16 protein-coding genes are annotated in these 21767 nt (G+C 45.0%); 7 read left to right on the top strand and 9 right to left on the bottom strand.

Annotated features, from left to right (window positions below; translation table 11 throughout):
- Nucleotides 1-247: 247 nt before the first annotated feature.
- Nucleotides 248-775 carry a YcxB family protein gene (locus tag OPS25_RS01460; RefSeq protein WP_265615871.1) on the bottom strand — a complete coding sequence of 176 codons (528 nt, stop codon included), beginning with the start codon at nt 773-775 and terminating at the stop codon, nt 248-250.
- 553 nt (nt 776-1328) lie between these two features.
- Here OPS25_RS01460 and OPS25_RS01455 point away from each other — a divergent pair.
- The 3 genes from OPS25_RS01455 (at nt 1329) to OPS25_RS01445 (ending at nt 8485) form a co-directional block, all read left to right on the top strand.
- Nucleotides 1329-3404 (top strand): S8 family serine peptidase, encoded by a 2076-nt coding sequence (locus OPS25_RS01455; RefSeq protein WP_265615870.1) that lies wholly within the window; start codon nt 1329-1331, stop codon nt 3402-3404.
- A gap of 622 nt (nt 3405-4026) precedes the next feature.
- A complete protein-coding gene (locus OPS25_RS01450) occupies nt 4027-7332 on the top strand; it encodes a S8 family serine peptidase (RefSeq protein ID WP_265615869.1) in 3306 nt (1101 codons plus the stop codon).
- A gap of 601 nt (nt 7333-7933) precedes the next feature.
- Nucleotides 7934-8485 (top strand): CHRD domain-containing protein, encoded by a 552-nt coding sequence (locus OPS25_RS01445; protein ID WP_265615868.1) that lies wholly within the window; start codon nt 7934-7936, stop codon nt 8483-8485.
- A 108-nt stretch (nt 8486-8593) separates the two neighbouring features.
- On the opposite strand, the gene OPS25_RS01440 is transcribed toward OPS25_RS01445, so the two are convergent.
- The 3 genes from OPS25_RS01440 to OPS25_RS01430 all read right to left on the bottom strand — a co-directional run bounded on the left by OPS25_RS01440 (nt 8594) and on the right by OPS25_RS01430 (nt 10047).
- Nucleotides 8594-8809, bottom strand: a complete 216-nt coding sequence (locus tag OPS25_RS01440) for a hypothetical protein (protein WP_265615867.1) — start codon at nt 8807-8809, stop codon at nt 8594-8596.
- Between the two features lie 40 nt (nt 8810-8849).
- A complete protein-coding gene (locus tag OPS25_RS01435) occupies nt 8850-9086 on the bottom strand; it encodes a hypothetical protein (protein WP_265615866.1) in 237 nt (78 codons plus the stop codon).
- 532 nt (nt 9087-9618) lie between these two features.
- Nucleotides 9619-10047, bottom strand: a complete 429-nt coding sequence (locus tag OPS25_RS01430; protein WP_265615865.1) for a nuclear transport factor 2 family protein — start codon at nt 10045-10047, stop codon at nt 9619-9621.
- A 386-nt stretch (nt 10048-10433) separates the two neighbouring features.
- Between OPS25_RS01430 and OPS25_RS01425 the strand changes: the two genes are divergently transcribed.
- From OPS25_RS01425 to OPS25_RS01415, 3 genes are all read left to right on the top strand, one after another.
- A complete protein-coding gene (locus tag OPS25_RS01425) occupies nt 10434-11126 on the top strand; it encodes a lipid-binding SYLF domain-containing protein (RefSeq protein WP_265615864.1) in 693 nt (230 codons plus the stop codon).
- 749 nt (nt 11127-11875) lie between these two features.
- Nucleotides 11876-12736 (top strand): sterol desaturase family protein, encoded by an 861-nt coding sequence (locus OPS25_RS01420; protein ID WP_265615863.1) that lies wholly within the window; start codon nt 11876-11878, stop codon nt 12734-12736.
- A 491-nt stretch (nt 12737-13227) separates the two neighbouring features.
- Nucleotides 13228-13815 (top strand): DUF5610 domain-containing protein, encoded by a 588-nt coding sequence (locus OPS25_RS01415; RefSeq protein WP_265615862.1) that lies wholly within the window; start codon nt 13228-13230, stop codon nt 13813-13815.
- A 494-nt stretch (nt 13816-14309) separates the two neighbouring features.
- Here OPS25_RS01415 and OPS25_RS01410 read toward each other — a convergent pair whose 3' ends face one another.
- Nucleotides 14310-15773, bottom strand: coding sequence for a vanadium-dependent haloperoxidase (locus OPS25_RS01410; RefSeq protein WP_265615861.1), 1464 nt, complete (start codon nt 15771-15773; stop codon nt 14310-14312).
- A gap of 238 nt (nt 15774-16011) precedes the next feature.
- On the opposite strand from OPS25_RS01410, the gene OPS25_RS01405 reads away from it, so the two are divergent.
- Nucleotides 16012-16149 carry a hypothetical protein gene (locus OPS25_RS01405; RefSeq protein ID WP_265615860.1) on the top strand — a complete coding sequence of 46 codons (138 nt, stop codon included), beginning with the start codon at nt 16012-16014 and terminating at the stop codon, nt 16147-16149.
- 29 nt (nt 16150-16178) lie between these two features.
- Here the strand turns inward: OPS25_RS01405 and OPS25_RS01400 are convergent, their stop codons facing one another.
- From OPS25_RS01400 to OPS25_RS01385, 4 genes are all read right to left on the bottom strand, one after another.
- Nucleotides 16179-16418, bottom strand: a complete 240-nt coding sequence (locus OPS25_RS01400; RefSeq protein ID WP_265615859.1) for a transposase — start codon at nt 16416-16418, stop codon at nt 16179-16181.
- Between the two features lie 91 nt (nt 16419-16509).
- Entirely contained in the window at nt 16510-18174 is a 1665-nt protein-coding gene (locus OPS25_RS01395; protein WP_265615858.1) for a hybrid sensor histidine kinase/response regulator, read from the bottom strand.
- Complete coding sequence (locus OPS25_RS01390; RefSeq protein WP_265615857.1) at nt 18171-19334, bottom strand: FIST signal transduction protein; 1164 nt, start codon at nt 19332-19334, stop codon at nt 18171-18173. The genes OPS25_RS01395 and OPS25_RS01390 overlap by 4 nt, the downstream gene beginning before the upstream one ends.
- 510 nt (nt 19335-19844) lie before the next feature.
- On the bottom strand, nt 19845-21395 hold the full coding sequence (locus tag OPS25_RS01385; RefSeq protein WP_265615856.1) for a hypothetical protein: 1551 nt from the start codon (nt 21393-21395) through the stop codon (nt 19845-19847).
- Nucleotides 21396-21767: the final 372 nt, after the last annotated feature.

The following is a 21767-nucleotide window of genomic DNA, read 5'->3' as shown; positions in this document are numbered from 1 at the left end:
GTCTCGCCAATATCTATATAAAAAAGGTCGTTCGCTTCTTTTTCGTAACGACTTAAACTCAGACACCGGTGTTACATAATGATAAACCCTATGGGGTCTGGCTTTTTCATTACAAAAGAATATCCGCTTTACGTTACGGGGAACAGTGCTACCTCGTCCAGTATGATCCCCCGCGGCCGATTCCAACGAGAATGAGAAGTTAGGCAGGCCAGCCTAGCCTATCTAAACGACTGTTTGTCACGCTATGTTACGATTTTTTATTCTTTGATTGCGCAAGGGCATGTAAAAAATTAATCACTGATTCAGATAAACAACGGTTCGATAAGTAAGTCCGCCCACCGTTGTGATGCAGTAACCAACCTCGATTCGTTGCAGTAAGGTGTGAGACCTGATCCCAACTAATGGATTGGGTAACCGAAGGCGAACGAATAGTGATTTGGGTTTCAGTAACTGTCAGCGCAACGGTATTGTTGGCCGCGCGACTGAACATTTGGCTCGTTATCCACCAGCCTTTTCTAAAACGCACACTTACCGCTTCTATCGCTCCAATCGCAATGGTGAACCAGCCCAGGTAATCAGACACCTCCGGCAACATCAGTATCACGCAACCAACGATTACCAATAACACTGTTAAACGGTAAGCTTGCACGGGGTGCGGCACCGTCGCAGACTCTTCGTAAGTTTCTTTAAAGTGACTTTTATCCAGAATATAGCTGGTTTCATATGAAAACGGTTGCAACATTACCTCTTGCAAAATCAATACAACGATTTTCAATTCTACCCAATTTTGTAAAAGCTGTCGCTCAGTAAGCGCGTTGATATGACGGTTTATCCTTTATGTAACGGCGAATGTACGATAGCTTCTGCTTTGGCTGGTCAATTGAGAATGCAACGTCCGTAAAGAGTATTACAGGTGTGCATTGTAACCGTTTTCCTATGGCATAGAACGGGTTTTATCTGGAGCTGCCCCGGCCATGTGTGTGCGCTAGCAAGGAAAAGGGAGGCTGTTGGTGAAGACATTACTCGCGCCCCACTGAAAAGCAGGCGCCCCCCTATGTCATCCGATTTTAATCGGACAAAAACGTTATGGAGGTCAATAACATGCGCTCCTAGATGTACCCTCATTCCCTCACGCCCTAATTAATTGAGTTAAGAGCAGTTTGCATGACAAGACCCACTTGGGTTAGTTCTTATAAGTTACCTGTCTAGGCCTTATTACTTTTTTTACACCTGTCCACTCTTATAGGGGTTTCCCCCCATAGCCAGAATCGATATTAGTTGCCACTCTCATGTAGTGAACTATCTCATCAACTTTGTGGAGAATAAATATGAAACGCACTCATAAAACTTTCAGCGCAATTGCTGTAAGCCTTGTGCTTTCTGGTCAAGCGGCAGCTGCGGCAATGATTGGTCCGAAATTAAACGAACAGCTGAAGAGCAATACGGGCCCATTTAAGGTGATTGTCTCATTCGATGAGCATCAAAAAATGGCGCCTGTGTTGGAGGGGTTAAATATACCGTATCTGGCCTTACAAACCATGCCAATGGTTGGTGCAGCCCTGACTAAAGAACAACTCAATAGCTTGGCCGCTCATCCAAACGTGACCAGTATTTATGCGGATACGACGTTGGAATATTACAATTACAATTCCGGCGAAATCACCGGCGGTCATTTTGTTCAGGATAACTATAATGTCACCGGTAAGGGTGTCACGGTGGCCGTGCTCGACTCAGGGGTCGATTCAACCCACCCAGACTTAACCTACGGTGATACCACGATAGAAAATGTAAAAATCGTGGGTGACTTAGACTTAGCCGGCGGTCGTAATGCCTTTATCGAAGGTACCCCAAATTCTGATACGAGCTCTGGTCATGGAACCCATGTGGCCGGCACCGTGGCAGGGTCGGGCGCAGCGTCGGCCAACGATGAACGACGGGCCAATTACCACGATGGTATCGCGCCAGATGCCACTCTTATCGGCTTAGGCGCAGGTGAAGGCTTGTCAATTTTGTATGCGCTTTTAGGGTTTGATTATGCGATTGCGAATCAGGAACGATTCGATATTGATATTATCACCAACAGTTGGGGCGGTGGTGATGGTGCTGAGTTTGATCCAAATAATCCCATCAACAAAGCCTCTTTTCAGGCGTACAAGAACGGCATGGTAGTCACGTTCGCCGCTTCTAATTCGGGGCCGGATGAAGACACGCTAAATCAGTATGCCATCGCACCTTGGGTAATTAATGTCGCTGCCGGCACCCCCACCCGAGATCTTGCAGACTTTTCCAGTCGGGGCGTAGCAGGGCATCAATATAAGCTACCTGATATTACGGCTCCCGGTGAGAGCATCACCTCTACGCGTGCGGTTAATACCGCCCTTGGCGCCTTAGGCCCAGTCACAGATCCTGCGCATCCTGAATACTACGCGTACTATCACACTATCAGTGGTACATCGATGGCCACACCATTCGTTGCGGGCGTGGCTGCGTTGTTATTGGAAGTGAACCCTCAGCTTTCTCCCGATCAAATTGAGCAAATTATAAAGGACACTGCTGACCCCATGGACTATGCCCCTCACGAGGTAGGCGCTGGTCACATCAATGTGAAAGCCGCTGTGGAATTGGCGTCTACGGTAGCCGGAGAGCGTGCAGAATTCATGAAAGGTGACACACTATGGGCTCGTAGCGGGGAATGGGAAGAGGTGGATGATGCAAACGGAAAATTGCTTTTCGAAGGAAAATGGCGTGCGCGTGATAGTGAGCAAGCATTGAATGACAGTGCCATGCACTCCAAATACGCTAACGCAGCCGTGCTGGCCTCTATCCGTGGCGATAGGGTACGCTTAAACTTTATCGTTAAAGATAATCGTACAAGCTCAATTGAAGTATTGTCCGATGGCAGGTCGGTGGGATACGCCACAATTTACAGCGAAACCGCTAGCAAAAGTAATCATGAGCGCGTCTCGGTGGTCTTTGATGACTTAGGTTCGGGTTTGCATGACATACAAATCCGCATGCTCGACAAAAACATGATGTTTGACGGCTTAGATGTAGACGGTTCATTGGTGGACATAGGCGTCACGTTCGAAAAAAATCCGTTTTCTTTTAGTGGCACAATGGGAGCTTCCGCAGAGAATATAGAAGTACATGAGTACCCGCTTGAGCTCGGTGAAAAGGATGTTAGCCTTTCCGCAACGCTAGCATGGTCCTCAGTGGCTGACCTGGATTTTTATCTTATCGATCCCGCCGGCAACACAGTAGCTTCTAGCGCGTCACTTGAAAACCCTGAAGGGCTGCAATTTTGGGTGGAGCAACCCGGCACTTACACACTACAGGTAACGGGCTACATCAGCGCCGCGACGCCTTATACCATAGATGGCGAAATCACATCGCAAACAAATTGATAATGCCTGAGTAATTGCAAAGCGTCAGCCTTTCATGGGATGACGCTTTTTTTTGCTTCCAAAAAGTAAAACGAACAACTGTAACCAATTTATTGGAAGACCGCGCCCCCTCCTCTGCCACAAAATAGAACGTGTAGTGATGTGTCCCACGTGGCTGTGCGGTACCAAGCCTTAGTCGTAAACTTTTTATTACACGCCCCCTGCGCTCATCCCCGTGGGACTTGCGAAATCCTGCTGCGGAGAGCCATTAGACTCTACCTACACGCAGTGTTAACAAATTGTTAAAAATAATTTTGTATATTTTTTCGCCTGAACTAAACTGACTTTGTCGCTGGTTAAAAAGACTTCAAAAAAGATCATAGCAGCGTCACATCCACATCCATCCCCACCATAGTGAGGTTGGGAAGTAAACGAAAATATCATTTGGGAGCTGTAACAAGAAGGACCACGAGACTGATTATAACTTTCGTTTGCTGAACCCAATTCGCCATCCTTCAACGCGATTTAGCTTGCCATTTCACCGTGGCTTTGTAACCGGCAGTTATTCGAAGTCTTGCTCAATCTATATAAGATAAAAAAATACGGAGTAATACGAATGAGAATGGTGAATAGGAAATACTTAATGGCTATGCTTGCTGGGACGATGTCCAGCATGACCGCCATTGCTTCGGATCAACTAAGTGTTGCATCAGTACAACCGACGCAAGAGCCTTTTGTTTCCTCAGTTGAATCAGAAACAATGTACATTGTGAGACTGCAGGAACCTGCGGTGGCGGTGTACGACGGGGGTATTGCCGGCTACGAGGCGACGAGCGCTAAAGCCAATGGTAAGAAAAAACTCGATACAAAAAGTAAAGCGGCAAAAAGCTACAGACAGTTTCTTAAAAATAAGCAAAAACAAGTGTTGGCGAAAGCCAGTAACAAATTCAATCGTAATTTGAATACAAAATACGATTATCAATTTGCTATCAACGGTTTTGCTGTTCCATTAAGTCGTGACGAAGCGAAAGCCATGGCGTCGATGGAAGGTGTGGTAAGCGTACAAAAAGAACGGGTAGAGCGATTACTCACAGACGTCGGTCCGCAGTGGATAGGCGCACCAGAGATCTGGAACTCAAACAGTGACGGGCCTAAAGGTGAAGGTATGGTCATTGCCGTACTCGATACGGGTATAAATAGTGACCATCCTTCCTTTGCCGATATTGGCGGTGATGGTTATGATCACGAGAATCCGTTGGGTTCTGGTAATTACCTTCCGGGCAGCTACTGTGACACAGTAGACCCAAGCTTTTGTAATGATAAATTAATTGGTGCCTGGGACTTTTTACCCATCGACGGTACCGTACCCGAAGATGATGATGGCCATGGAAGCCATACTGCTTCTACCGCAGCGGGAAATGTCGTCAACGGAGCGACGATCGCAGCGCCAACCACTACCGCTTCATTCGACATTTCAGGTGTCGCACCGCATGCCAATATTATTGCCTATGATGTGTGTCAAAGAACCTGCCCTGGCTCTGCGCTAGTGGCGGCGATCAATCAGGTGATTATAGATTCAGGCAATCTTCCCAATGGTATTGCAGCGTTAAATTACTCAATTTCAGGTGGCGGAGACCCGTATAACGATACGGTTGAACTGGGCTTCCTGGCCGCTGTAGAGGCGGGGATCTATGTGGCGGCTTCTGCCGGAAACTCTGGTCCGACGCCCAGTACGGTTGCTCACTTAGGCCCGTGGGTCTCGACTACTGCCGCTTCTACACATAATCGCGAGATTGGTAACATGCTTACCGATATGAGCAGTGACGGTGTGGGTTTACCCGACATTGAAGGCTCAAGCTTTAGTGCAGGTTATGGACCCGCGCCGATTATTCATGCCAACACTACTACGTTCGACCCAACCGGACAGTGTCTTAACCCCTTCCCTGCTGGCACATTTAACGGCGAGATCGTAGTATGTGATCGCGGTACTATCGCCCGCACCGCTAAAGGACAGAACGTATTGGCGGGAGGCGCCGGTGGTTTCGTTCTTGCCAATCGTGGCCAAGGAGAAGGCACTGCGGCGGATGCCCATTATTTGCCTGCCATCCATATTGGCGATTCTGCGGCGACAGCACTGCGTGACTGGCTGAATTCAAACACCAATACGGTCGCCACTATTACCCCTGCCACATTTAACTATGATGAAGAAAATGGTGATGTCATGGCAGGCTTTAGTTCCAGAGGGCCGCAACTGGCATTCAATGTGTTGAAACCCGATATTACCGCACCAGGGGTAAGTATTATGGGAGCAGAAGCTGACGGACAGGCATTAGCTGCACCCGAATACCAAATTATCAGTGGCACCTCTATGTCGAGCCCTCATAACGCGGGTGCCGGCGCCTTACTTGCTGCAGCCCATCCAGAATGGACACCCACTGAGATTAAGTCTGCCATCATGATGACGGCGGTAACCGAGAACACCAGAAAAGAAGATGGCGTCACTCCTACAGACCCCTTCGACTTAGGTGCCGGTCGTATTGAGCTAGGGCAGGCAGACAGCATTGGCCTGGTGATGAGCGAAACCATTGAGAACTTCCTCGCTGCAAATCCTGAAACGGGGGGCGATCCGAAAACGTTAAACCTGCCCAGCATGATGGATAGCAACTGTGTAGGTACCTGTTCCTGGACGCGTTATGTCACGAACAAGACCAAGCATACCGGACATTGGAATGTCACTGTGAATGGCGCAGGTTTTGATACAACGGTTGAGGTTTCGCCTTCAGCGAAAAGCAATAAACACAACTTGAAACTTAAAGCCGGAGAAACCGCAGCCATTACCGTCACTGCATCCAATTACAATGCTGAAACAGGCTGGCAATTTGGGCGTTTAAACCTTGCCAGCAATGGTAACAGCAGCCCAGACTTACATATGCCCATGGCGGTTTTTGCCTCTAAGGCAAGTAGTCCAGAGCTGTTCAGCAAAACTGTAGATAAAAGCGCGGCGGTAAGCGGTGAAATACTCACCTACAACCTATCTGTCACTAATGGTCAACTTACCGGACCTATCACCGTTACTGATAACATTCCTGCTGGTAGCACGTTTGTCAGCGGTTCAGCCACTGAATCTGTGACAGGTGGTATCACCACCAGCGGTTGGGCGTATGACGCAGGCAGTAATGCAATGTCATGGACGGGTGAATTAGATCCAGGTGGTATTGATGTGTCGATGGATGCTGGTGGCTCACCCGCCAACTATCTGCCTCTTTCTATTTTTACCGACCCTTTGGATAAAACCTGTAATGGTGATTGTGACGACGGTGGCTTCCTGTTTAATGTACCTCCCTTCACCTTCAATGGTCAAACCTACACACAAACCATTTTTTCAGTAAATGGGACTTTAGAGGCAGGTAGTGACAGCGGAGTATTCAGCTCTTTTGCAAACCAGGACTTCCCGGATTCAGCATCGCCAAATAATATCCTGGCTCCCTTCTGGCGAGACCTGAATCTTAATGAAGGCGGCAATATGTACGTCGCGGTCTTAAATGGGGGTGGTGGTGCTCAGTGGACAGCGTATGAGTGGGAAAATGTCCCTCACTACGGCGATACTAGCCGCAGAGTTACTATGCAAGTATGGATTGGAAGAAATGGTACCCCTGTAGAAGGTGATATTCACTTTGTGTATGGTGATATGTCGACGGGTACGTCCGACGGTGGCACCGTGGGTGCAGAAAATGCTACCGGTACAGTGGGCATGAGCTATTTCTATAACGGCTCTGGCACTGCCCCTTCCGCTGGCGACGAATTGCGCGTGTCTACCTTAGAAGGCGGCTCTGCCACATTAGGCTTCCAGGTGGTAACAGACTGCAGCGTCGATTCGGTGATCAACCGCGCGAATTTAAGTGGCGATGGTCAACAAGAAACAGCTATAGCAGTTACAGATTGTCAGTAATGCTGATAGAGTAATACTTGAAAGGCCCGTTAAACGGGCCTTTTTTATGCTTAACTTGTTAGGGCTTGCCTACGATGCCTTGAAAACTCTTCAGTTTAATTAGAGATCTGTAAGTGCAAGAAGTTATATTTTAAATGAACAAACAGATTGCACGGGTAACCACGCCGCGTTTGTCCAATAACGAAGCAGGCAGGCACCGGAATCTTAAACTGTTCAGGCATGTTCCGAATACCTCGTCTATTCGGAGTTGTATTTTCCAATCACTCAAATGTAAATATTCAGCGTAATCCAATTTATACGGCCACTTTTCGACAACTTACGCGAACTATCACACTATTCTGAAAGGGTTAATGGCAACCAGCAGTTTACTGAATTACTACAACCAAAAAACAAAAAGTGTCAGGATATTTTACACTGCAAATCCCTACACTTTATAAATCATTGATTTTCAATCTAAATAAAGTAAGGCCGAAATATTGCTTAAAAAATATGCAGTTTAAGTAAAGCCGATCTTATTAAGTGGTCATTTTCGGTTCGTACCTGGTGCGTAATGAACCTCGCATAGGGTATTACCTTCTAAAACTAAAAAGATGGGATTGTCATGAAACTAAAAGTAATACTTCAATCGCTATTAGTATGCGCATTGACTTCATTTGCACATGTAGCCAATGCGGGTGTCATATTTACTGCCACGTTAAGCGGTGACCAGGAGGTCCCGAGTGTTGATACGACTGCAACAGGAAGTGCGATGGGCGAATTAACCGGTACGGCCGGCGCGTACGTGTTCACCTATGAAATAAACTATTCCGGCCTTAGCTCGCCAATAGTTGATATTTTCGGTGGGGGGCATTTCCATAATGCCTCAACAGGCGTAAATGGTCCTGTTGTTCACCTTTTTGATACGACAGACTTTGCGTTCTTAGGTACTACGAATGGGACCATTTCAGGTGACTGGCGGTTTGACGACGCCTCCAACCCGCTAACCGACGAACTTGCCAATGAATTGAAGGCTGGCAATATGTATATCAATTTGCACACTGAAATTTTTAACCCGGGAGAGTTGCGAGGTCAGCTATTCGCTGTACCTGAACCTGCGGTTCTACTGCTGGTTGCAAGTGGGCTGTTATTTGCCGCTGGTAGGAAAAGAAGCTGATAATTTGACTCAGCGCACGCAGTGAGTGCGCTATTTTGCCATACATTCAGAAATATTGTTTAGTCAACACGGTTAAGACACTTTCTCCCCATCAATCGACCATTCTGTTTACTTCTTCACATCGTGAAATAAATTATGTCTAATTCCAAAGTGCGTGGCCAATTTGACCGTCAAATAAATTACCACCGCGATTATCACATTTCTTAGCGCTTCATTTTGAGTGGGAAACACTTCAGTAACAATACTTAATATCATTATTAATACTGCGGTTAGTGCTAACACATAAGCAAATAGCAGTGTCACATTCTTTATCGAAACATTCATGGATAAATCCTTTTTTAAAAGGGGAGACAATTCCCCTTATCTACTCATCCTTAACTTTGGTCGTCCTTTTGGACATTGTGTCGCCAACCTTACTTCCAGCATAGGCGATCCCAGCAGAAAAACCCCCTAGAGCGGCGCCAACAAAACCTCCTCTCATTCCACCTATCGCTCCAGCCATAACTGAAATGCCAAAACCCGCGGCGCTAAAATCGCCCCAACAGTGTTCAGCGCAGCCGCCGCTGACCGCATTTAACTCTTCAATATTAAGTAATTCCATTTTAATTTCCTTATTAAGTTACCAGTATCTGGTATTTAAAATTTAGACGGAAAAACGAATAACAATAACTGGATTGAAGGATAGTTTCTGAGTAATAACATTATGCAAGAATCTAAGCTGTTTAGAGCGCTTAGTATGAGGGGAAAGGTCAAGAAAAATACTTTGCTTTGACTCCTCACGTATAACTGGACTTCCCAGCTTTCACTAGACAGTTCGCTACTGGGTGATCCAGCCATCCCCAATTGCGCAGGTGATATACTGCGAGTATGCCCATGAGTGTACAGATTGCGGACGTTTGATACGAGGTTAGTAAGGGTGTTCCGGACTGTTCTAAGCTCTTCTTATACTATGAGAGTGAAAAGTGACATTTCAGTGCTGTTTAGAAGACCATTAGGGTGCAAGGGCAGCTCACTTGCTTCGACACGTTAAACCGTACAGCCTATTAATGTCCACAATCGAGAATTATTTCCCAGGACATCAGCTTTTTAAAATCCCCTCCAACAAAGTAAAAACTCTTGCTTTCCCCGTGGTTTTACCGCTCTACATATTGCGCAACTTTGTCGGTTATGTGCCAACTTCCGTTATGGTTAATCAAATTCAGGTAATCCACATAGCCTTTTTTACCCTCCTTACCCCAACTGAACTTCACCGTTGCGTTAGCAGCATTGCCTGTTACCTTTACATCGGTGATTTCAATCGTGGCGTTCCATTCACTACCACTATCCACCAGGTCAGCAAATGCATCGCGGGTGTAGTTTTTGTAGCTACCCTCTTCGTTGAAATACTGGATTGACGCTGACTCTAAAAACGCCATTTTAATATGTTCACCCGACCCTGTTTTAACTGCGGTGATGTAGCTGTTTACCGCCTCTTGCGGCGAGCCGAATTCGTGTGCCATAACCTTTACTGATAGCAACAAACTCATCGCTACCGCCACTACCTTCAATTGACGACTTAACATATTGGATTCCTTGTTGTTCTTTAGACATTCAGCATAGCCTATCGGTAAAAAAAGTGATGTGCAAGATGCTATTTATTCTCGCTGGGGAAAACACTATTCGGGTAGAAAAGTGACGGGCCGGTGCGAATGGTAGGTGACCCCTGTTCTGCTATCCGTTTAATTTAATTTCAAGAGTCCAACTTCAGTTTGCTCTGAAAAACATGCATGCTTTCGGAAATATTTTCATCAACATAATGCATATTTGGTATTTACCACAGAACCAAAAATTCTATCCGGTGCCTGACAGGAAAGGGCTGCAAAAGACCCCCAAAAAAAATTCGTTATCGGTATATTCTTTGCCTCTCTTCTCTGTTGTACCCAACTTTCACGAAAAATAGGAGGTTACAATGAAAACCCAACTGAAAACATTAACCGCTGCCACTATGTTTGCACTAGCTACTGCAGGTGTAAGCGTAAGCGCGCAGGCAGAGAAACTGGATGACCCTGCTGAACTTAAAGCTGAAACTAACGATACACTTGAGGGCGCAGCTGAAGTGCTTCGCGATATGAAGGAAGATAATGAGCTTGCCAACCTGATGGATAACGCACAGGGTGTCTTTCTAATTCCTAATTATGCCCGAGCTGCACTAGGCGTGGGGGCAGCCGGCGGTGAAGGCGTTCTGCTAGTACGCGATGGCAGCGACTGGAGCGGCCCGATGTTCTATAACATTGGTGCGCTAAACGCTGGTCTAGAGGCCGGTATTGAAGCTGGCGAAATTGCGATGGTATTGCAGAACGACAAAGCGGTAAAAACATTCATGGATGACAACAACTTTTCGCTCAACGCTGACGCCGGCTTGTCGATAATTGACTATTCTGCACACGCACAAGCATCCGTGGGTAAAGGAGACATCGTAGTATGGACCGATACTGAAGGTGCCTTTGCGGACGTCGCACTCAGCATCGAGAATATCATGTGGGATGACGAAGAAAATACTGCCTATTACGGTTCGACCGTTAGTCCACAAGAAGTAGCAGATGGAAAAGTAAGTTCGGACAATAAAAATCCCGCTCAGCTGGTACTGACCGCTCGTAACTAAGCAAGTCGTAAGATGTGAAATAGTGGGGGAATAAATTTCCCCCTTTTTTAAAAGTATTTGACTCATCCCAAATAGGAACGACACTTTTCAAACTAATTTTGTAGAGGGCAATGAAATTGAGTATAAGACGGATTCAGGGCGATTATACCCCCGCCTATAGATTGAAAAAGGGATGCAGTGACCTTCCAGATGTTAGTCACTTTCGATTCGCGCCCTACTCTATTGGCCCCCTTTTTGTTATTTACAATATTTCCCGGAGATGAGCGGGGCTCATCTCCAGTCCTATCAAAATGGTTATGTGGACAGTCACTCCACCCAAAGGACAGCGGGAGTGCGACCAGACATCGGCACAATTAAACCTCTTCATTCGAACCTTGGGTGATCATTATGCCCAGCCCCCGCAATGACCATATACTGGTCCGTTACGCTTCACGTTTAAATTAAAAAATTGAGGTTAAACCAGTTCTGCCTGCTTGAGCAAAATGGCTTTCGGCATCATCACCCATTTTTTGGTGAGTGTCTGCCCTTCTTGCCCCCTTTTTTCCAATTTGAGTTCTGTGATATCTGATCTATTTTTTAATGTATATCTAAATCTTTTGGTTTTTAGCTAAACATTCAGAATGTCACCGTGGTAAGGCTACTTAAGATTAATAAAATTTTTCACCTCTCTGGCTATCAAAACAGTGTTGGAAGTTGGTTTAGAGCAGGATTAGGAAAACGGATTTGCTAACGCTCAGGTTCGAATCAACATGTACGATTTTCTTATCGACTCATTTTATTTAATTGGTGACACCGCCACTAAGCTTTTTGGCATCGCGCTTATATTTCTTGCGCTAGCATTTATAGTGAAAGGAAAGAAGGCGATTTCTGCGCTGCGCACCGCCCTTCCTAACACAGTGTTCAATATCAATATTATGGCGCTCAACCTATTACTACTGACACCGGTATTAGTATGGATTTCACAGCTCCAGAAACAGCATAACCTGTTGTTGATTCAGCCCGACACTTGGCAAAGCATTCCTGAACCGCTGGTTATTTTTGTAGCGGTTTTTTTAGGTGATTTTATTGGTTATTGGCGGCACAGGTTTGAGCATACTTCGTTTTTATGGCCATCCCATATGATGCACCATTCCGATGCCAATATGACATGGCTGACTCTTGAGCGCTTTCATCCGATAAATCGGCTATCTACTTTTATCATCGATAGTACGTTCTTATTAGCTGTGGGCCTACCACCCTATGCAATTCTTATAAATGGGCTTGTGCGCCATTATTACGGCTTTTTCATTCATGCCGATCTACCGTGGGCCTATGGGAAATTAGGTTATGTCTTTGTGTCTCCGGTGATGCACCGTTGGCACCATGCTGAGGAGCAAGCGGCCCACAAGACCAATTTTGCGACTGTATTCGCCGTCTTCGATTTGGCATTCGGTACATATCGAGTACCGGGTCTATGTACAAAGCCATTGGGAGTAAAAGGTCAAAGCAGCGCCAGTTTAGTCGCTCAACTTATCTACCCCTTCAGATTTAGTAGCTATAAAACAGGTGCAGCGCGACAACAGTACGAAAGTAAAATTCACGCGCAACCTACCGAAAAAACGCTACGGTAACTATCTGGCAGCTAATAACGTTTCTTCGGGCGTTTATGCACTACTCTACTAACTTGGCCAAGAGCGCTGTCTTGAGATCAAACGAAATTCCTTCCCCCCCCGCGTTGGGAGCTGGATTCAAGTTTGACCGTACTGGTTGATTTGTTCCCTAGCGTTTCCTGAACAAATTGATTCTTTAATTTGAGAAACACCAACTCCCCTTCTTAAAATCTCTTATCCTTTACATCTAACACCCTACTGGACAGTCCCTCTCAATTCCGCACTGGTAAACTTTCCAGAAGGACCTCACTTTTTAAAGGCGCTAGACCAACAATTACATGGCGATTCCAATAACACATCATACCTCTGCTAGTTGTAGACAAAGATGATTGTCACTTAAAAATTTACTCAAAATAATCTACTCACAATGAATAAAATGATTATTATTTGCTCAAGCTTTTACCGTCACTGCCGAAAACTCGAGAACAGGTTTAACGATATGAGAGGCATCAATGCAAGCGGTAGCATTTTCCCAAAATTTCGGTCAGCAAGTTCATCAACTTAAGGCGACTCGTGCAGAGGAAGGCACAACAGGTCCCTTAGGCAAGGACGTTTCTGCGATGGCACACGCGCGCAATGCTGAGCGCCAAGCTGAAAAAAACGCGACAGAAAGGACTAACGCGACCGATCAAGTCGAATTAAATATAACCGACAGCGCAAATACCGATGCTGCCGTTACGACAATTGTAACCCACAATATAAATGAATTTTTACAGTCCGCTAATGAAACTAGCTCATCTGTCACGCTCCGCCCCGCCACAGCGGATGAGTCATTAAGCGATTTGATCCGCACAGGGTTCTCTTCACTGTTGGCAAGTTATCAAGAGCAAAACCCCGAGCAATCAGCTGAAGAGTCGTTAAATAATTTCACTAAGCTTATGCATGATGGCGTTGAAAAAGGGTTTAGTGAAGCGCACGAAGCTTTAGCTAATGGCAATACATTGGATGAAGAGTCGATAAATCGATTATCGGCATCTAAAGATCAAATACGTAATCTAATAAGCGAGCTAGCATCTGCAGTTTCGACAAGTGGTTTGTAATGAATTGGCCTGCTGAGAAATAACCGATAACTTATCTTCTCCGATTTTCCATACAGCAATAAAAAAGCGCATCATCACTGATTCGCTTTTTATCATTTCATTGTCACAGACTTATTGCTATTTCACAGCCTGCATTAAAACGTTCACAAACTTAATCAAGTATCAACAAATTGTTCCTATGAAATAAGCCGTTTAACCACTATCACCACGAACAGGCCCTTCCAGATACCGTGACTTTAAGTAAGATGCTTAAAGGTATGGCCAAAAATTACTGCTTCTGACGAACCTACAGCTGGTGTCAGTTATCCTTAGCAACGTTGCTGTATTACTCTAAACCAGTTTAGCAGAAATGAGACGTTCAAGAGTCGAAGCCTGGCTGATCACTTAGAGCGATTTGCAGACCGTCATCTTTAAAAGATTAGGCTATCAGTTTAGAAAAAAAGCTGACAGTCGGACACTACGCATAAACTAAATCCGACCAATCATCGTTACTGTTAATTTACGTCTCCGTTGATATGACCCATCACAAAATCATAGGCGATTCCTCCAATTTCACGACCAATCTTTTGACCAGATGGGACTGCATCAGGGAAATGAACTCCTGCCCAGACTCTAGAATCACCACAATCGTTTGAAAAGTCCGTCCATGTATCAAAATACAACTCAGTATCTGCAGCAGGTGAAAAGCCAGGTTCAACCACAGAACTTCCTTGAGGGATTGGGATGGTCCAATTCAGATTATCACTACCAAGATATTTGCGGGCTGCTATCGCATGTGCAGCACAGAAACTTGCTGACGCTGAAGGATACTCAGGATGATCTGCAACAGGCATATAGCTTTTCCACTGATTAGCCGGCATATCAATAACCGTTCCTTGTCTAGGTCCGCCCCAGCTACTTACGTGCTTGTCACCCCAAATATAACCAATAGCGCTAAAGGGTCTAACAGCGTCATGTCGATACTTTTCTTGCCAGATCGCAATAGAAGTATCAAAAGCTGCAACGTTAACTAAGAAGTCAAAATGAACAAAATCCATTAAGTTCAGGTTATACAATTGTGCCGCCTGAACTGCAGAAAAACCTAAGCTTCTAAATTTATTGTCGAAGAACTCAGCTTTCATCTTTTGTTCTTCGGTTAGATTGGCCGAAAAATAAAGTACTTGCTGCGCTTGCTCAATGTAACCCGCCCAATTTATGACATTACTGTTTGTAGGTTTGGGTGCTCGAAACTTGCGTGGGTTCTTATATGAGTAGGGTGTAACATTCTTTAGTTGCGGAGTAACAAAGTGCTGAGCTTTGAACAGTCCTGTACCAGAACTTACCAATGCGGGCTGCCATTTGCTAGGGAAGAGTAATAAGGTAGGCGAGTTTTTCGGAGAATAACCCGTGTAATCAAGGTAGGGGACAGGGTTGTACTTAGCTTCTTCACCATCTGCTGCAATGTTTCCCAGCTGATTCATACCGTCATTTTGACGGTTAAACACCACATTTTTGCCTGCAACTATACCTAACCCTTCAGGTGTAGAGGTATCGTCAGTATCTAAGTCTGGATCCAGACCTAGATCTTCCAACATCGCTCGCCACGTCTGCATTCTCTGCGGTTGTAAGCTCAGCATTACGTGGTAACTTGCATACAAAATCGCAATGTTTTTCTCTCTGTTGGTAGATTCAGTCATGCGGTGATCGAATTGACTATAAATACCAATAGCTGTCGGATGATAAGGTGCTATAGCATCGAACCAGGCATTAGTAACTAATATAGTATTGCGCAAAACCAATGTTGCATCTCCCGCCCCTGGAGACACATCTTGTAAAATGACGGGAATTATTGTTGGAATAACTATTTGTGCAGGTGCATTCCCGTTATCAAAATCAAAGGAATGCGCATTTTTGCTGATACTGGTTAATATTAATAATGTTAGAGTGGCCAGTAAACTGGCTTTGTTGAAGGTATTCATATTGCTTCCTTGTCGTTTCAGGTTATCGATTTAGGAAACGTTAATAAAAGACTACCAGCATTTTTTGCCGCGGATATATGGCGCTTCTAAAGCAACAGTTTAGACCAAAAATTTTTTATTTCGGGAAATTGTAGGAGCCATCCTATAAATTCCACCATAAAGGTTTATACAGATGTAAGGGTCTAATTATCCAAGACACCTTGTTAGAGGTATCATAAGCAAAACTAACGAGGTCATTGTGAGTCGTAAATCCTTTACGCCTGAGATCAAACAAGAGCGTGTTGAACTGGTTATCAGACAGGGTTATCAAGTTAAACAAGTTGCTATTGCGATGGATGCAAGAACTGGGATCTCAAGTAAAACAGCTAAAAAATGACAATGCCTGGTTAAAAAAAGCGTCTTTTTTTATATGTCCCGCTCCTGCGTGACCCGCTCTAACTCAGCTTCTAACTTGGCTATGCGAACTGCATCATCCGATGATTGGCGAGTGACTTTATTTCCACTCAATTGGCTTCGCCAGTGATAGAGCGATTTAGTCGAAATCCCAGCCCGCTCCGCGACTTCCTGAACTGAATAACCACGTTCAGTAATTTGCTTTACTGCTTCAACCTTAAACTCTTCGGTATATCGTTTGCCTTTGGTCATAAACACCTCTGTTTGAAGTTACATTGTAACTATTAAAAGTGTCTCGCAACGTCTGGGACGTGCGGTTAGCATACGATTATTTCTCGCTGAATCAGGAGGTTTGTTCTATGCTCGCAAAAATCGGGGCAAGCTCGCTCATATCGAGAGGTTTCACCAAATAATGATCAAAGCCTGCTTCCATGCCCATTTGTTGGTCTTTGGGTTGCCCCCAACCTGTCTGAGCAACAAATACGGTATCTTTGAACAACGGGTTAGCTCGAAGTGTGCGGCAAACTTCATAGCCGCTGATGTCGGGTAGACCAATGTCCAGCAACACAATTTGGGGCTGAAAACGCTTAGCCTTTGCCAGCGCCTCCTCGCCGGTGAATGCAATTTGGGTTTGATGCCCCAGCAATTCCGCAATCATGCACATGGAGCGAGCAGAAGGCTCATTGTCGTCTACCACCAGAACTTTGAGGTGCTTAAAGGGTGTTGCAGGCGCCTTTCTTTGTTTCTCGGGGTTCGGTCCCTGCTTTTTCTGAATGCGGGGCAGCGTGACAACAAATTCACTGCCTTTGCCTCGCCCTGGGCTCTTTGCAAAAACACTTCCCTGGTGCAGTTCCACCAATTTCTTTACCAGTGTGAGCCCAATACCTAAGCCCCCTCGAGAGTAAGTTGCAACGGAATCTGCTTGAACAAACATGTCAAAAATCGAGATTAACTCGTCTGCATCCAATCCCAATCCAGAATCTTGGATACTGATAATTACTTCCTCGGCGTCAGCATTAACCGTTATGTCAATGCTGCCACCTGGGTCACTGTATTTGGCAGCATTATTTAACAGATTTAAAAACACCTGGGTCAATCTGGTTGTGTCAGCATTTACCATTATGGTGTCTTCCGGTATATAGAGATTCAAACGATGTTGCTGCTGATCGATAAAAGGTTTGGCACTTTCTATTGCGGAATCGAGTAACACCTTTAGAGGCACAGCTTGTTCCTGAAGGTTCACTTTACCGCGCGTTATTCGAGAAACGTCCATCAGATCATCGATGAGGCGTGTCATTTGGCCTAACTGCCTATCCATCATCTCGCGCACTTTAGATAAAATTTGCGGATTGTCTTCGGCGTGCTTTAGCAGTTCGATACAATTCCCCATAGGAGCAAGGGGGTTGCGCAGTTCGTGCGCCAAAATTGCCAGAAACTCGTCCTTGCGCTTGTCTGCCAGCCGTAAAGTTTCTTCGGCTTGACGGGCTGCACTGAGTGCTGACACCAATCGATTACGAGCTTTCTCAAGTGACTGTGCTAGAAGGTTGGCCGACATTTCCTTATCACGCGCCAATTTGGTCTGTGCGACTAGGGTCGTGGATTGTCTTTCGGCTCTTAACGCATGAACCAATAAAGGGCAGAGCTGAAAAAGTTCGTCACTGTTTTTGATAACGCATTGGTCACTCACGAATACAATGATGATGTCATCCAGATAATGGATCCCGAATACCTGGACCGGCCCGGGAGAATGAGAGAAATGCAGGTGAGCTGTGGCGCGACTATTGTGGAGACAGTTCTCAAGAAAATGTTGCCACGCTTTGCTGTCTTTCAGCTTCTGGGAGAAGCCGGGCGCCGGCAGAAAAAGCCCTACCTGATCATCGCGAAAAAAAATTATTAGGTCGTCGGCTTGATAGAACTTCGCAAGTTGTCGCGCTGCACTCTGCCGTTCCGAAGGTACAGCTAGCGCGGCAATTAGCTGAAGTTTGCTGTGGCTTTGCAAAGATTTCATTCCGGAAAAATACCGATCACCGCAGTACAATTGTGAAAGCCGCCAAACTGACCCTCTGCCCGCGCTATTTGGCCATAAGTATTGCAACCTACATAAGAAGCCGGGGATAGCAAATCGTCCAATTTACCCAGTTCCAAACCAAAATCCTGACCCGTGCGCAGCCGGGTCGCCACACAGTCAAAGAAAATGGCTGTCTTAGGCCGGTGATCCTCTAATTGTGCTAATGCAGTTTTTGTGGCTTGCGCAGCTGCTTCGGCAGAGCACATGCTGGAGGTACGCATAATGCTAATGATACTGCCGCTGGGAATTTCTGCGGCACAGAAAACCTCTCCCTCTGCATTTGTAGTTAAGGGCACTCGCAGACGGTACGCCCCTTGGTCTTGAATGCCAATTACGTTCGACAAAAAGAATGCCATGGGGTTTTCAAGGTCAAGAATTTGTCCAGTGGCCTCTGCGTGAGCTTGGAAAGCCTCGATGGCAGGCACAGCGTTCACGCTAATCAGACGCTTGCCGTCCGCCTCTGTTACGCGCATAGGTGCGCTCGCAGCCTCCCATCCGTGTTGTACGCCGATGCCAATTGGTTTGTTCGATAATATTTCCAGCGCTACAGCTGCATTGGTGATGGCTTCTTCACCATAAAAGATATGCGTGCGTTTAAATTGAGCATCATCACCCGCCCCTCCGCCGAACAGCTGGTACATTCCCGAGGTAGATAATGTGATTTCTTCGATGAGCGAATCGGCAAAACCGGCTAGGGCGTCAGTCAACACCATAGCTGTGCGATAGTTATAGGTCTGATCATCGAGACCCATAAAGCTAGCTGTAATACTCTGCGCCGCCTGCTTGCGGTCCGAGCTTAAGTTACGTGCAACACCCACTGAAAAAGCCATATCTGATGACTTCAAAGCCAAAACACAGGCAGATCCTTCATAAGGAATAGCGGAGGAAAATTCGCCTGCAGAGGAGCAACCGAGCATGTGCGTAGGGTTGCATTGGACGGCAATATTCCGGAGCAACAACTTAAAGTCGTACAAAGGGGACGCGAATACGATTAGGGCGTCCGGATTGCCGCTGATTTTCTCTCTAACTTCAGAGCCCAGCTTTTTGCCCGCAAGAGCACTGTCTGTCTCATTCGTGTGAACTACGGCCACTTCAGTCATAACGATCTCTAGGTAAATACTGGTACAGTTCGATTAGATAAATATAGGTAATGTGTGCGCTTGGAAACATTGTTTTATGCGCTCACTTTTCAATTATAAACGCCATCGTTACCTTATAGTATTTCAACCACTTGCACAAGAAAGTGAAAAGGGGTAGAACCGGATAATAATCACGAAATTGAGATCTGGTAAGACCCCAGCAATCCCGTCATAAAACACAAAGCAGGACTGTTAAATCTGACTGGATAGCTGAAAAATATAGCTAATTTTCATTTTTCATCTTCCTGTATGGACTACATGCACATCTTATGCACCGAAGAACATGCCTAACTTTATATGCTAACTGAAGCTATTTATGGGTGTAACTAATTAAGGGAGGTTTACAGATATTTTCTAATCTTTTAAAGATCAAAAAAACCGCCATCACGGCGGTTCTAGAACGATTGCCAGAAGAAGCTAAAGCGAGATACAACCCTTTTATATATAGACGTTTAACTATCGTTATTTAAGTTAATCGCAAGTTTTCCAGGAAACCCCCTCATCATACGAACATTCCTCTAATGTCGAGCCGTCAGAGAATTTTGTCGTTCTCTCCCATTTACCGGAATGATTGTAGGAGGTCACTCTAGAATCAAAATTTTCAGTGCTATCTTCATATTTGTGTTTTTCCCAGATATCAACTGGTACCATTACGATTTCATCAAACTCATAACCAGACATACTTAATTCTGATATTAACTCAGCTAAATCAAACTCGTCTTCTCTTCCTTCGAGCCCTATCCAATTTGGCAGTACAGAGAGCGAGTATTCTTCGTAAAGTCTTGTACTGAATGCGGCCGACTCATTCTGGTATTCAATTATGAAGGAATGGCCACCAATCTCTGTGGCCAATGATACTTGCTCGCACTGTGAAAATGTTGAGAAGTCATTGCGTTGGACATTATTTAAAAGATAATAACTGACGTTTTCGCTCTCGAACTCAAGTGTTTCAAAGACATTGCAACTATAACCATATGTGTCATTGAATGACCAGCTATACTCGGTAGTTAGTTGGGCCGTATTGAATGCAGAAACCGTTTTATTTAGATAATAATCTTGATTGATGACTTCGTCAGTCAATTCATCAATTTTTGCTTTTCTTAAATACAAAGTATTACCTTCAATCACTTCGTAATACCTTATCAATTCAGCAGAAGCATTGGTTTCGTCACTGTCATTCTGCCGATAAAAATTTACATGGAAAGCAGTCGAATCGGGATACTTTGTTTCTAACGTCTTCTCATATGCATAGTTTTTTTTAAGCAGTTCGACCAGTGCTGTAGCTAATTCACGCTGTTCCGCATTAGGGACCATAATATAATCCATATTGAGTGGACCGCTAAGATTGAGCAATTTGACATATTCTCCGGAACCATTCCGAAGAAGAGAAACAAATTCGGATTTTATTGACTGGTCGTTTACGATTTCGCTACAGCCTGGGATCCCAGTGGGAACAGATTCTTTTTCAACGCCTTTCCAGGATACCGTTGTTAATGGAGTGATATTAATTACGCTATTGTCATTTAACGGTTCAATACCGTTAGGGACTATGACCATCTGAAATGCCCGTTCAATCTCACCATTATCTTCGTCAATAGCGCCAACAGGCACATTCGCACGAAGCATGGAATAAGCTGTACAAGCATGCTGTGATTCGGAAAGCTCTAGTGAAAAACTTCCTTCATCACCCGAAATGGTATTCGGCTCTTCGGAATCTAACAAACCGTTATTATTAATATCCAGCCAAACCGTTGCACCAGAAATATAACCGTCAATGACTTTTCCACTTACGGTATACGCTGGTGGCGGCGTATCATCGCCTGTTGAGTCATCGCCTGTTGAGTCATCCCCGCTTGAATCATCATCAGAGCTATCATCCTCAGAAGAGTTATTATCATTTCCATTATTGTTAGTTTGCGTTGGGGCCGCTGTGGGTATTGCCGAGCTGGTATCTCCTCCACCACCACAAGCTGTGACAGCGAGAGAAAATAAAAGTGATATTAAGAGGTAGTTATTGTTCATCTTTATTACGTCCCTGAATTACTACATTTTAAACTTTACCAGATAAGTATTTGCAAAAGAATCAGACTATGAATACTTTTTAACCTTTTAACGTAAATACCATCGTCACAAGTTTTTCGTAGACACCTGCTTTGCCAACATCGAAGAACAAACTATCAGAGTGAAAGCGGTATTCCTGCGACAATCAAATCGGGAATCTGAGTAGTTGATATTGCAGCTAGGTAAGTTTTCCGATTGATACGGTGTTCCTGTCGTGATTTTCTTACTTCTGAGCATTATCTTGAAACTGTTGGAAATAATAACGGATCTTTTAGGTATTAAATATAATTAGTATGGCACATCGTTATTAAATGCGTTGCTATTGGACTGCCT

The sequence above is a fragment of the Alteromonas aquimaris genome, assembly GCF_026183695.1.
GTDB classification, from domain to species: domain Bacteria; phylum Pseudomonadota; class Gammaproteobacteria; order Enterobacterales; family Alteromonadaceae; genus Alteromonas; species Alteromonas aquimaris.
The sequence above is the reverse complement of the archived record's forward strand: the minus strand, read 5'-3'. Positions and strand labels throughout refer to the sequence as shown.

Excerpts from the sequence above, each read along its gene's own strand:
- OPS25_RS01455 (WP_265615870.1), top strand. The coding sequence starts at position 1,329 with ATGAAACGCACTCATAAAACTTTCAGCGCAATTGCTGTAAGCCTTGTG.
- OPS25_RS01450 (WP_265615869.1), top strand. The coding sequence starts at position 4,027 with ATGGCTATGCTTGCTGGGACGATGTCCAGCATGACCGCCATTGCTTCG.
- OPS25_RS01445 (WP_265615868.1), top strand. The coding sequence starts at position 7,934 with ATGAAACTAAAAGTAATACTTCAATCGCTATTAGTATGCGCATTGACT.
- OPS25_RS01440 (WP_265615867.1), bottom strand. The coding sequence starts at position 8,809 with ATGAATGTTTCGATAAAGAATGTGACACTGCTATTTGCTTATGTGTTA.
- OPS25_RS01435 (WP_265615866.1), bottom strand. The coding sequence starts at position 9,086 with ATGGAATTACTTAATATTGAAGAGTTAAATGCGGTCAGCGGCGGCTGC.
- OPS25_RS01430 (WP_265615865.1), bottom strand. The coding sequence starts at position 10,047 with ATGTTAAGTCGTCAATTGAAGGTAGTGGCGGTAGCGATGAGTTTGTTG.
- OPS25_RS01425 (WP_265615864.1), top strand. The coding sequence starts at position 10,434 with ATGAAAACCCAACTGAAAACATTAACCGCTGCCACTATGTTTGCACTA.
- OPS25_RS01420 (WP_265615863.1), top strand. The coding sequence starts at position 11,876 with ATGTACGATTTTCTTATCGACTCATTTTATTTAATTGGTGACACCGCC.
- OPS25_RS01415 (WP_265615862.1), top strand. The coding sequence starts at position 13,228 with ATGCAAGCGGTAGCATTTTCCCAAAATTTCGGTCAGCAAGTTCATCAA.
- OPS25_RS01410 (WP_265615861.1), bottom strand. The coding sequence starts at position 15,773 with ATGAATACCTTCAACAAAGCCAGTTTACTGGCCACTCTAACATTATTA.
- OPS25_RS01400 (WP_265615859.1), bottom strand. The coding sequence starts at position 16,418 with ATGACCAAAGGCAAACGATATACCGAAGAGTTTAAGGTTGAAGCAGTA.
- OPS25_RS01395 (WP_265615858.1), bottom strand. The coding sequence starts at position 18,174 with ATGAAATCTTTGCAAAGCCACAGCAAACTTCAGCTAATTGCCGCGCTA.
- OPS25_RS01390 (WP_265615857.1), bottom strand. The coding sequence starts at position 19,334 with ATGACTGAAGTGGCCGTAGTTCACACGAATGAGACAGACAGTGCTCTT.
- OPS25_RS01385 (WP_265615856.1), bottom strand. The coding sequence starts at position 21,395 with ATGAACAATAACTACCTCTTAATATCACTTTTATTTTCTCTCGCTGTC.